The 10,264-nt window shown below is 65.5% G+C and carries 12 protein-coding genes; 4 read left to right on the top strand and 8 right to left on the bottom strand.

All coding sequences use genetic code 11. From position 1 onward, the window contains the following. Positions 1-47 precede the first annotated feature (47 nt). Positions 48-953 (top strand): TauD/TfdA dioxygenase family protein, encoded by a 906-nt coding sequence (locus tag A6M56_RS20345; protein ID WP_102080915.1) that lies wholly within the window; start codon positions 48-50, stop codon positions 951-953. On the opposite strand, the gene A6M56_RS20340 is transcribed toward A6M56_RS20345, so the two are convergent. Genes A6M56_RS20340 through A6M56_RS20330 form a run of 3 tightly spaced genes read right to left on the bottom strand, consistent with a single transcriptional unit; the run spans position 950 to position 2,893 of the window. Further along, positions 950-1,411 carry an NUDIX domain-containing protein gene (locus A6M56_RS20340; RefSeq protein ID WP_045786271.1) on the bottom strand — a complete coding sequence of 154 codons (462 nt, stop codon included), beginning with the start codon at positions 1,409-1,411 and terminating at the stop codon, positions 950-952. The two genes, A6M56_RS20345 and A6M56_RS20340, sit on opposite strands and share 4 nt — an antisense overlap. A 1-nt stretch (position 1,412) precedes the next feature. After that, the gene (locus tag A6M56_RS20335; protein ID WP_045786272.1) at positions 1,413-2,222 is read right to left on the bottom strand and encodes an ABC transporter permease; all 810 of its coding nucleotides are present in this window, start codon (positions 2,220-2,222) and stop codon (positions 1,413-1,415) included. After that, positions 2,219-2,893, bottom strand: coding sequence for an ABC transporter ATP-binding protein (locus A6M56_RS20330; RefSeq protein ID WP_045787809.1), 675 nt, complete (start codon positions 2,891-2,893; stop codon positions 2,219-2,221). The genes A6M56_RS20335 and A6M56_RS20330 overlap by 4 nt, the downstream gene beginning before the upstream one ends. A gap of 312 nt (positions 2,894-3,205) precedes the next feature. Here A6M56_RS20330 and A6M56_RS20325 point away from each other — a divergent pair, with 312 nt between their 5' ends. Then, a complete protein-coding gene (locus tag A6M56_RS20325) occupies positions 3,206-3,583 on the top strand; it encodes a hypothetical protein (protein ID WP_102080916.1) in 378 nt (125 codons plus the stop codon). Between the two features lie 67 nt (positions 3,584-3,650). Here the strand turns inward: A6M56_RS20325 and A6M56_RS20320 are convergent, their stop codons facing one another. The 3 genes from A6M56_RS20320 to A6M56_RS20310 form a co-directional block, all read right to left on the bottom strand. Then, positions 3,651-4,196: a DUF3318 domain-containing protein gene (locus A6M56_RS20320; protein ID WP_045786274.1), complete on the bottom strand. Its 546-nt coding sequence runs from the start codon at positions 4,194-4,196 to the stop codon at positions 3,651-3,653. Continuing rightward, on the bottom strand, positions 4,193-4,570 hold the full coding sequence (locus tag A6M56_RS20315) for a phage holin family protein (protein WP_045786275.1): 378 nt from the start codon (positions 4,568-4,570) through the stop codon (positions 4,193-4,195). Before A6M56_RS20315 ends, A6M56_RS20320 begins: the two co-directional genes overlap by 4 nt. 139 nt (positions 4,571-4,709) lie before the next feature. Continuing rightward, the gene (locus A6M56_RS20310) at positions 4,710-5,036 is read right to left on the bottom strand and encodes an ElaB/YgaM/YqjD family protein (protein WP_180964289.1); all 327 of its coding nucleotides are present in this window, start codon (positions 5,034-5,036) and stop codon (positions 4,710-4,712) included. A gap of 279 nt (positions 5,037-5,315) precedes the next feature. Here A6M56_RS20310 and A6M56_RS20305 point away from each other — a divergent pair, with 279 nt between their 5' ends. Continuing rightward, entirely contained in the window at positions 5,316-5,954 is a 639-nt protein-coding gene (locus A6M56_RS20305; protein ID WP_102080983.1) for a peroxiredoxin, read from the top strand. Between the two features lie 153 nt (positions 5,955-6,107). Here A6M56_RS20305 and A6M56_RS20300 read toward each other — a convergent pair whose 3' ends face one another. Then, a complete protein-coding gene (locus A6M56_RS20300) occupies positions 6,108-7,499 on the bottom strand; it encodes an NCS2 family permease (RefSeq protein WP_045786276.1) in 1,392 nt (463 codons plus the stop codon). Positions 7,500-7,917: 418 nt separating this feature from the next. Then, positions 7,918-9,111, bottom strand: coding sequence for an acyl-CoA dehydrogenase (locus A6M56_RS20295; protein WP_045786277.1), 1,194 nt, complete (start codon positions 9,109-9,111; stop codon positions 7,918-7,920). 104 nt (positions 9,112-9,215) lie between these two features. On the opposite strand from A6M56_RS20295, the gene A6M56_RS20290 reads away from it, so the two are divergent. After that, complete coding sequence (locus A6M56_RS20290) at positions 9,216-10,043, top strand: IclR family transcriptional regulator (RefSeq protein WP_102080917.1); 828 nt, start codon at positions 9,216-9,218, stop codon at positions 10,041-10,043. The last annotated feature ends 221 nt before the right edge of the window (positions 10,044-10,264 follow it).

Raw genomic sequence — 10,264 nt, 5'->3', positions numbered from 1 at the left:
GTAATGTGAGGTCTCTCCATTGCCGCCCCTGTTCTCGCGCTTTGACCATGTCCGCCGCTGTTGCCGTTGCGCCCGAGGCGCCCGCCGTCCACACCGCCCGCTTTCACATCCGCCGCCTGGCCGATGCGCCGCTGGGTGCGGAAGTCCTTGGCCTGGGCGACGTTGCCGGTTTATCCGACGCCGATATCGCGGCCATCAGGCAGGCGTGGCTCGCCCATGACGGGCTGCTGGTGTTTCGCGACGTGCACCTCACGCCCTACGCGCAGGTCTCGTTCAGCCGTCGCTTCGGCCCGCTGCAGGTGCACGTGCTCAACCAGTTCCATCTGGCCGGGCATCCGGAGATCCTTGTCGTGTCCAACGTGGTGGAGAACGGCAAGCCTATCGGCCTGGGCGATGCGGGGCGAGACTGGCATTCCGATCTCTCGTACAAGCCGCTGCCGAGCCTGGGTTCGCTGTTGCTGATGCGCGAGCTGCCACAGGAGGGCGGCGACACGCTCTTCGCCAACATGGTGCGCGCATACGAAACGCTGCCAGCCGAACTCAAGCGCGTGATCGAGGGCCGGCGTGCGGTGCATTCGTACGTGTACCGCTACGAGCGGCTGCGTGCACTGTCGACGTGGCGACCGCCGCTCACGCAGGCACAGCGCGACGCCGTGCCGCCGGTCGACCACCCCGTCGTACGCACGCATCCGGAAACCGGCAAGCGCGCGCTCTTCGTCAACGAAGGCTTCACTTCGCACATTCTCGGCTTGCCGGAAGACGAAAGCACCAGCGTGCTGGAGCAGCTCTTTGCTCACAGCGTGCGCTCGGACAACGTCTACGCGCACCAGTGGCGCGCGGGCGACATGCTGTTCTGGGACAACCGCTCCACGATCCATTTCGCGCCGGGTTGCCCGGACGCGTATCGCCGCACGCTGCATCGCACGACCATCGAGGGAGACGTCCCCGTTTAAAGCCCTGCCTCGCGCAGACGCGCATCGATGCTGGCCAGCGTCAGCGTCTGCGCAAACAGCTTCGCCAGCGACTGGCTCGCGTATTGCGGGACGTCGTCTGCGCTGGCCCACCGGTAGGCGTCCATTTCGGGAATCAGCTTGCCGGTGCGGTAGCTGTTGAACATCGAGGTGCACGTCAGCGAATCGAGCGCGACGTCGGCGCGGCGCAGGCGCGTGGCGAAGAGGTGAAGCTCCTTGTCGCGCCGATACGGGAAGCGGCCCAATTCGATGAGCGTGTAGCGATCGAGCACCAGCCCGGTTTCTTCGCGTGTCTCGCGCAAGGCGGTGTCGCGGTGGGCCTCGCCGGGGTCGGGCGCGCCCTTTGGGATGTCCCAGTGGCGCGTTTCGGTGGCGTGGGCGAGCAGCACTTCGGCGTCTTCGTTGAGCAGCACCAGGCCGCAGGACAAGGAAATCGGCATGCTATCGGGCCGCTCCACGCTGTGTGATACGGCTGGTCAGCAACTGATGCTGGCGGCTGAACAGCCGGCGATACGCCAGCAGCACGGCCGCCACGGTCCCCAACCCTGAGGCGGCCGCCAGCAGAAACATGATGACGATCTGGTAGCGCACGGCCTCGAGCGGCGATTGGCCTGCCAGCACCTGGCCCGTCATCATGCCGGGCAGGCTCACCACGCCCACCACCGTCATCTGGTTGATGATGGGCGTCATCCCGGCGCGTACGGCGGTGCGTGCCGCGTTGCGCGCCGCCTCCCAGCGCGTGCCGCCCAGCGCAAGCACCGTTTCGACCTGGTCGCGGGTGGCGATCAGCTCGCCCGTCACGCGTTCCAGCGCAAGCCCCACGCCGGTCAACGTGTTGCCGAGAATCATCCCCATGATCGGGATGGCGTACTGCGGCGCGTACCACGGCTGCGCGTGCAGCACGGCCAGCAGCCCGATCGCGCCGATCAGCCAGGCGCTGCCGAGCACCGACAGCGTGCCGTCAAGCCGCAGCCCCGCATACCCGCGCGTGCCGCGGCCGCCCGTCGCGTGGCCCGCAATCAGCGTCATGGCGGCCACGATGCCGAGCACCACGGCCCAATGCGCATGAGCGAATACCCAGTCGAGCACGAATCCGACCGCCAGCAACTGCACCACGGTCCGCACCGCGGCCCATGCCAGGCGCCGCTCGAGGCCGAGCCCGAGCGCCACCGAGAGCCCGCCATTCACGAGGATCAGCGTGGCTGCAATCGCCACCTGCCACGCTGAAAGGCTGAGATACTGGTCGTTCATGATGCCGCTTCCGTGTTCAGGCGGCCTGCCTCGACACGCCAGTGCAGATGCCCGATCCGTGTCGCCTGCGCCGGGTCGTGCGTGATCCACACCCAGGCGTGCCGTTCGGGCGCGCGTGCAAACCAATGCTGCAGAAGCGCTTCGACCGCACGCGCTGAAGCCGGGTCCAGTGCCGCGGTCGGTTCATCGAGCAGCAGGACGGTCGGCCCGGTCTGCAGCGTGCGGACCAGCGCAGCGATCTGCGCCTCGCCGCCCGAAAGCTCGCTGGCGGATTTGTCGAGGAAACCGGCATCGCGCTCGGCCCGCGCCAGCAGGGCGATGGCGGCATCGCGATCGAACCCGCTGCCGTGTCGCCGCACGTGCAGTTGATACGGCATGCGCAGGTTGTCCTCCACCGTACCGGGCAGCAGGGCAGGGCGCTGGCGCACATACGCCACGTGGCAACGGTACGCGGGGATGGCCTGTGCGCGGATGGGCTGGCCGTGCCATGTCACCGCCCCGCCGTCGATCGGGTCGAGCAGTGCCAGCGCTCGCAGCAAGACGCTCTTGCCTGCGCCCGACGGCCCCGTCAGGGCAATCCGGTCGCCCGGGCGGACGACCAGCGTGGCGGGCTGCAGGAGCGTGGCACCGGTGCGTGTATCGCATCGTTGGAGTTGGGTGGCGGCCAGCATCATGGAGGACGAGTGTGTTGCGTACGGTACGGCATCAATGCACCGCTTTCATGCATTATGCATATGAGCGGGTGTGGCAAGCCTGCGCCGAAATCCACATCGCGTATGCGCCCCGCCCCCTGCGGCGACCGCGCCGCCAAGCGCTTGACAGCCGATGCGGACCGATCCCTAGTCCGAAGGTCGGAGGCAACCCGTCTCGCCCCCGCGGGCTGTCGGACGAATCCGACATCGCATTCAGCCGCCGGCGGCTCGCCATTTTCGCAGGGCGCGCATAGGATCGAAGCATCACTAAAAGAAGCGACGGAGGGCGCCATGGAGACCGACAAGATGCAAGTGGCTCACCCATGGTGGCAGCCCGGAGTGTTTGCATCGGCTCCGGCAATTTTCTTGTGGGTTTGCGCTGAACTGCCGCCGGACATGCTTGCCGCCATCTTCCACGCGGGCACGTCCGCCGAATCTCTCAAGCATGTTGGAGATACGCTCTTTGTGATCGGCTGGACGGCTAGCGGTGTGCTCATGTGGCATGGCCGCAGACACCCGGCGCATGGCACGGGTGCGGCAGCGCAACCGGCAGCGGCCGATACGGTTTCAGCCGGGGCACCCGTTACGCAGGTCCATCGCCTCTCGGCTCTGCGCCAAAGCATGGCGCGTCGGCTGGAACGCCTGCGTCACCCGATTCCGCTGCACTGACTGACATCGAGCCTCCCTACGACAAAGGCCGGCATCAGCCGGCCTTTCTTTTGAGCGTCCGCCAGCCTCAGGACGTGCTGCCGGGGATGATGTCGTCGGCGTCCGCGCCGGATGCCGCGGCTGGCGCGTCGGCGTGCTGCCCTCCGTCGCCGTGCGATTCACGCCACTTCTGATAGCCCCACCACGCGGCACCCGCGACCAGGCCGAGCTTGCCGAGTTTTCGGGTGGCGCGCCCAATGACGGTGCGCCGCAGCCCTGCATAGGCGAGCGACAGCACCGTGCCGACCAGCGGGTATTCCCGCGCAATGCCCAGCGTGCGCATCAGGCTGTTGGGTCTGGCCAGCGGGCGAATCAGGCTCGGCAGCAGCGCGCCCAGGCCACCCAGGCTGAACGTGCGGCGGGTGGCGCGGTGCAGGTCGTTGCGGGCATGCATGTAGTCGTAACGCTCCAGCGCGGCGCGCGTGAGCAGCAACTCCTTGCGCACCGCCAGCGGCAGCCGGGCTTCGACGCCGCGACGGGACGGGCGCACGTGGTGCCGCGCGTTTTGCGCTGAGTCGGATTCCGGGTGGGAGGCCGCGCCGGTGGACGGCGATGGTTGGGTCGGATCGGTCATCGGCGCAGAATCTCCCGGTCTTTGTCGAGTTCGGCCAAGGTGGCCTCGAACAGCGGGGGCGCGTGGTGCAGGAGCGCGCGCACCTTCCACAGGCACGCCGCCGCGCCAAGCCCATAGAGCGCGGCCATGATGGCCAGCGACTGCCAGCGGTAGGTATCCCAGCACAGGATGACGACCAGCGCCGTCAGCGTCATGATGCACAGCGCGATCAGGCTGACGGCCAGCATGCCGAGAAAGGCCGTGCCGAGCAGCCGTTCTTTTTCTTCAGCCAGTTCGACGCTCGCCAGTTCGAGCCGCGTCTGCAGCATCGAAACGACCGTGCCGGCCAGTGTCTTCAAGGAAGCAAGCAGCTTTGGACTGGTGTCGTCGGTCATGAAGGTGTGTCGGGAGAAGTGCGGGCGGATGGTGCTGCTGCCAGCGCAGCACGCCCCATGCCCGGGATGGAGCCCCAGAATGCGACTGGCCGATGGCGCGATCCAGCGGCGCGCCATCGGCCAGACAGGGTGCAGCGGATTACTTGCGATTGAGCAGCAGGCCGATCAGCAGGCCTACGCCGGCAGCGACCCCCACCGCCTGCCACGGGTGGTCATGGACGTAGTCGTCGGTGGCGCGCGCGGCGGCCTTGCTCTTGGTGACCACGGCATCCTGCAGGTCTTGCGCCTTTTCCTTGGCCTGGCGCAGCAGGCCCATGCCGCGCTCGCGCAGCTCGGCGGCTTTTTCGCCGCTGGTGGAGGCAGCTTGCTTGAGCAGCGCTTCGGCGTCGGACAGTACGGTCTTCACGTCGGTCATCAGTTTCTCCTTATTGACGGAATCGGCCAGGTTGGGGGAAGTGTTCGTCATGGTCGGGTCCTTGGTATTGAGGGAGTCGATCGGCAATATGTCGACGCGCATATTCGCTAGGATATGTGTGGGTGTCGCGAAACTTCAAGCGCCCCACTCGCGCACACTGCGGTGGATCAAGCCTTTGGCGATTGTCCGGCAATGTGCGCGCGCCTTCCACCTTTTCGCCAGCAAATGCCGCGCCTAATGACAAAAAGTGATGTTGTTGTGAATTTATAGTCGTTTTGGTTGGATGGCAATCTGGCTATAGTGGTTCCCAATGTGTGCATGGAGGACACGATGTCTCTACGTTTGGGCGATATCGCCCCTGATTTCGAGCAGGATTCGAGCGAAGGCCGCATCAAGTTTCACGAGTGGCTGGGCGACAGCTGGGGCGTGCTGTTTTCACATCCGGCCGACTACACGCCGGTGTGCACCACGGAGCTCGGCCTGACCGCCAAGCTCAAGGACGAATTTGCCAAACGCAATGTCAAGGTGATCGCGCTGTCGGTGGATTCTGTGGAGTCTCACAAGGGCTGGATCAACGACATCAACGAGACGCAGAACACCAGCGTCAACTTCCCGATCATCGCCGATGCGGATCGCAAGGTCTCGCAGCTGTACGACATGATCCACCCGAACGCGAGCGAGACCTTTACGGTGCGCTCGCTGTTCGTGATCGACCCGAACAAGAAGGTGCGGCTGATCATTACGTATCCTGCATCGACGGGACGCAACTTCAACGAGGTGCTGCGCGTGATTGACTCGCTGCAGCTGACCGACCATCACAGCGTGGCGACGCCGGGCAACTGGCAGGAAGGCGACGACGTCGTCATCGTGCCATCGCTCAAGGACGAAGACGTCATCAAGCAGAAATTTCCGAAGGGCTACAAGGCGTTGCGCCCGTATCTGCGCCTGACGCCGCAGCCCAACAAGTAACCGTCTCCTTGGTAGTGTGATTGCCGCCCGGCCTTTGTGCCGGGCGTTTTTTGCGTTGGGAGCCGGCCCCGAGCTGGTTTCCTGGCAAAACAAAAACCGGCCAGCCCTCGCGGGTCTGGCCGGTTTGCCTTTGTGAAGAGACGTTGTGCGCGATCAGATCGCCCAGCCGCCGGCATAGAACGCCGCCAGGGCTACGGCGATGCCGACGGTGCCGATGTTCAGCTTGCGCCATTCGCCGGCCACCACGCGGCCGATCACCAGCGTGCAGAAGCCGAGCATGATGCCGGTGACGATGTTGCACGTCAGCACGATGAACACGGCGCAGACCAGGCCCGCCAGCGCGTCCACCATGTCGTCCATGTGCAGCTTGCTCACGCTCGAGAGCATCAGCAGGCCGACGTACATCAGCGCCGGCGCCGTCGCATACGACGGCACCAGACCCGCCAGCGGCGAGAAGAACATCACCGCGAGGAACAGCACGCCGACCACCACGGCCGTCAGCCCGGTCTTGCCGCCGGCAGCCACACCGACCGTCGATTCGATGTACGCCGCCGCCGGCGCACCGCCGAAGAATGCCGAGAAGATCGAACTGACCGAATCGGCCGTCAGGGCGCGCCCACCGTTGACGATGTGGCCCTTGTCATTAAGCAGGCCCGCCTGGCCTGCCACGGCGCGGATCGTGCCCGTGGCGTCGAACACGGCGGTCATCACCAGGGCGAGCACGCTCGGCAGCACGGCCGTGGAGAGCGCACCGCGGATGTCCATCGCGCCGATCAACGAAGCATGGCCGGGCGCACTCAGCGAGGGCAGGGCGAACACCCCCGTGAACTTGACGGCCGGGTCAAAGACGAGGCCGAGCGCCGAGATGGCGATGATGACGATCAGGATGCCGCCCGGCACGCGGCGGCGCTCCATGCCGAAGATGGCGGCCAGGCCCAGCACCGACATCATCACGGGGAAGGCGGTGATGTGGCCGAGTTGGACGGGCAGCCCCGGGCCGGCGTTCTTGATCACCAGCCCCACGTCGTTCGACGCGATCAGCAGCAGGAACAGCCCGATGCCGATGCCCGTGCCGTGCGCCACGCCCGAGGGCAGGTTGCGCAGGATCCACGAACGCACGCCGGTGGCCGAGATGGCGGTAAAGACCACGCCCATCAGGAACACCGCGCCCAGCGCCACTTCCGGCGAGAGCTTCTGCCCCAGCACGAGCCCGAATGCCATGAACGCCGTGAGCGAGATCGCGCAGCCGATGGCGATCGGCAGCCTGGCCCACAGGCCCATCAGCAGCGACCCGAAGGCGGTGGTCAGGCACACGGCAACGAACACCGCGCTGGTATCGAAGCCGGCTTTGCCGAGCATGCCCGGCACGACGAAGACGGCATACACCATCGCCATGAACGTTGTGACGCCGGCCACGACCTCGCGCTTCTGGGTGCTGCCGCGTGCAGAAATCTGGAAAAAGCGATCGATCTGCGCGACGTTGGTCGCGTCAGTCAAGCCGGCGGCGTTGAGTTCCGTCACCGACGGAATGGACTGTTCAGCCATGGTGGGTTGTCTCCTGGCAGGACTCCGCGCGGGTCGATCTCTGTCAACCTGCGTAGGGTGCCCTGTTCTGGTTTTGAATATCGACCCGGGTGCCTGCGTGCGCGCGCGGACATTCTCCAGACCGTTGTCTCGCGATGGGTTGAGTCGCGTCGCGCTGCGATCTGCGTGTGGACCGCGCGCAGGTTTTATCGGTGTGAGGGACGTGCCTGCCGAACGATCCGCTGGCACTTGGAGCGAAGCATAGACGCGTGCCAGCGGCGGTTTCATGTAGCCGCGCGTATCCCGATCATTTGCGAATGTGTATATCGCGGGAGAGGAGAACCACGGTGCCCAGGACGGGCGAGACATGCCGCAAGGCGGTATGGCGGGTGGTGCACAAGTGTGCATCACCCCCGCGGGAAATGCAAAGCGCGTGAAATCAGAAGAATGCCTGGATGCCGGTCTGGGCGCGGCCGAGGATCAGCGCGTGGATGTCGTGCGTGCCTTCGTAGGTGTTCACGACCTCGAGGTTGACCACGTGGCGGATCACGCCGAATTCGTCCGAGATGCCGTTGCCGCCGAGCATGTCGCGCGCCATGCGGGCAATGTCGAGTGCCTTGCCGCACGAATTGCGCTTCATGATCGAGGTGATCTCCACCGACGCGGTGCCTTCGTCCTTCATGCGGCCCAGACGCAGACAGCCCTGCAGGCCGAGCGTGATCTCGGTCTGCATGTCGGCGAGCTTCTTCTGGATGAGTTGGTTCGCCGCGAGCGGACGGCCGAACTGCTTGCGGTCCAGCACGTACTGGCGCGCGATGTGCCAGCACGACTCCGCCGCGCCCAGCGCTCCCCAGGCAATGCCGTAGCGCGCCGAGTTCAGGCACGTGAACGGACCCTTCAGGCCGCGCGCGCCCGGCATCAGGTTCTCTTCCGGCACGAACACTTCGTCGAGCACGATCTCGCCCGTGATGGACGTGCGCAGGCCGACCTTGCCGTGGATGGCGGGGGCGCTCAGACCCTTCCAGCCCTTCTCCAGAATGAAGCCGCGGATTTCGTCTTCACCATTGTCGTTCGGCAGCTTGGCCCACACGACGAACACGTCGGCGATGGGCGAGTTGGTGATCCACATCTTGGCGCCCGACAGCGAATAGCCGCCGTCGACCTTCCTTGCGCGCGTCACCATCGACGCCGGGTCGGAGCCGTGGTTCGGCTCAGTGAGCCCGAAGCAGCCGATCCACTCGCCCTTGGCCAGCTTGGGCAGGTACTTCTGCTTCTGCGCTTCGCTGCCGAATTCGAAGATCGGCACCATCACCAGCGACGACTGCACGCTCATCATCGAGCGGTAGCCGGAATCCACGCGTTCCACCTCGCGCGCGATCAGGCCGTAGCTGACGTAGTTCAGCCCCGGGCCGCCGTACTGCTCGGGAATCGTCGGGCCCAGCAACCCGAGCTCGCCCATCTCGCGGAAGATCGACGCATCGGTCTTCTCATGCCGGAACGACTCCAGCACGCGCGGCACCAGCTTGTCCTGGCAGTACGACGCAGCGGCATCGCGCACCATGCGCTCGTCGTCGGTCAGTTGTTGGTCGAGCAGCAGCGGATCGGCCCAGTTGAAGGCGTTGCGAGCAGTCACGGCGGTAGTCTCCGAGTCATGTGTTGTTCCGATGTACGGAACACAGTTTCGAAATTCAGGGCTATGATAGCGCAACCGAAGACGATTTCCAGGCCTTTCTCCGAATGAGCACGACGCGCCTCCCCGACCCTGATTCCGAATTCGAGACCAGCCGCGAAGCCGATCCGAACTTTGTCACCGCACTCGCCCGCGGGCTGGAACTGCTGCGGGCTTTCCGCCCTGGCGACACGCTGCTCGGCAACCAGGAGTTCGTGCGCCGCACGGGTTTTCCGAAGGCCACGGTAAGCCGGTTGGCGGGCACGCTCGTCTCGCTCGGCTATCTTCGCTATGACGAGACGCTCGGCAAGTACGGGCTGGACGCCGGCGTCCTCGCGCTGGGCTTTGCCTATCTCGCGTCCAGCGACGTGATTCAACTCGCGCGTCCGCACATGAGCGCATTTGCGCACAAGCACGGCGTGTCGATTTCGCTCGGCAAGCGCGACCGGCTGGACATGGTCTATCTGGAAACCATCCGCCACGACAGCCCATCGATGAGCGGTTCGGCAGGCCTGGGCGTGGGTTCACGGCTGTCGCTGCTGTCGAGTTCGATGGGACGGGCGTATCTGGCTTCGTTGCCCGCCGCGCGGCGTGAGCGCTTGTACGAAGCGTTGCGCACGCAGCAGCCCGCGCAATGGGCGGCAGAAGGTGCCGCCGCAGACGATGCAGTCAAAGCCGGCGTACGCAACGGCTACGCCGTATCGCTGCGCGACTGGCATCCCGCCATCCACGCATGCGCAGTCGCGTTCTTCGCGCCCAGCCAGCGCGAGCCGTATGTCGTGAGTTGCAGCGCGCCATACACGTCTGCCGATGCAGAGCGCATCCGCGACGAACTGGCCCCCGCGCTACGCGAGTTCGCGGCAAGGCTAGGGCAAGTGGTCGAGCCCGCCGCGTAGGCCGCTCAGAGACCCCCGGAAACTGTTTGCCACCAGCGCTGGCGTCCAGACGGGTTTGGCCGTGGATGCCCTAGATGGCGCCTTGAGTTTCTGTTGCAGAGAGGGAAGGGAAGCTGTCTGGGCGCAGCGTGTTTTTCCGTTCCCCTCTCTGCGGCATAAGTCCAAGGAATCCTTCGCCATCTCGGGCGCGCCTTTCTTTGCTTACTTTCTTTGGCAAGACA

Origin of the sequence: Ralstonia sp. RL (assembly GCF_001683835.1) — a bacterium.
In the GTDB taxonomy this organism is placed as follows: domain Bacteria; phylum Pseudomonadota; class Gammaproteobacteria; order Burkholderiales; family Burkholderiaceae; genus Ralstonia; species Ralstonia mannitolilytica.
The sequence above is the reverse complement of the archived record's forward strand: the minus strand, read 5'-3'. Positions and strand labels throughout refer to the sequence as shown.